Source organism: Pantoea pleuroti (assembly GCF_014156615.1).
GTDB classification, from domain to species: Bacteria; Pseudomonadota; Gammaproteobacteria; order Enterobacterales; family Enterobacteriaceae; genus Pantoea; species Pantoea agglomerans.
The window spans coordinates 1-575 of sequence record NZ_SBFD01000031.1; the positions used below are offsets into that span (position 1 = coordinate 1).

Sequence of the window (575 nt, forward strand, 5' to 3'; positions counted from 1 at the left end):
GCACGTTAAAGACATAAAGGCACGTATTGACCTGTTACTTTTACAACTCAGCGAGGGCCGTTATACCTCGCTTGATACCTATATCAATAACTTAGCGCTTCTGAAAGTTGCTTATCGTGAATTAGAGCCGTTAACCAGTGATCCTGATTTTCTCTTCTGGTTGCAGCAAAAAGATCCCACATTTCTGCTCGAGATTGCCCTGACTGGAAGGGTGTTAATGGCACTGCAAAATTTCTTCAGGTTAGCGTCCGGTGACAATGAATGAGATCAAGAGAGGGAACAGCCTAATCATTTCTTTTCATCCCTGGCACCCTCGTTTTGCAATACCGATTCCAGAAATTTTCTCTGTTGCTCTGTCAAATCAAGCCGTTTTATTTTCTGAACAAGCTGTTCTGGAGGAACGTCACCATAACTGCGGCTTTTTTTATGATGCTGGTCTGCCGCTAAAGCATGGTTAAAGAAAGAGAATATCAGAATCCAGAACAGCGCACAGAACAGGCACAGCAATGTCCAGACAGTTCTTCGTTTTATTTTCAATGCATGTGCTCCGGTTTTCTATTATTCAGACAGTCTGG

The 575-nt window shown here is 43.0% G+C and carries 2 protein-coding genes; one reads left to right on the plus strand and one right to left on the minus strand.

The window, feature by feature from the left end; all coding sequences use genetic code 11:
* A partial coding sequence (locus EPG66_RS22810; protein ID WP_182688190.1) for a hypothetical protein occupies positions 1-265 on the plus strand: 265 nt, incomplete at its 5' end.
* Between the two features lie 23 nt (positions 266-288).
* Here the strand turns inward: EPG66_RS22810 and EPG66_RS22815 are convergent.
* Positions 289-537: a hypothetical protein gene (locus tag EPG66_RS22815; RefSeq protein ID WP_031591060.1), complete on the minus strand. Its 249-nt coding sequence runs from the start codon at positions 535-537 to the stop codon at positions 289-291.
* Between the last annotated feature and the right edge of the window lie 38 nt (positions 538-575).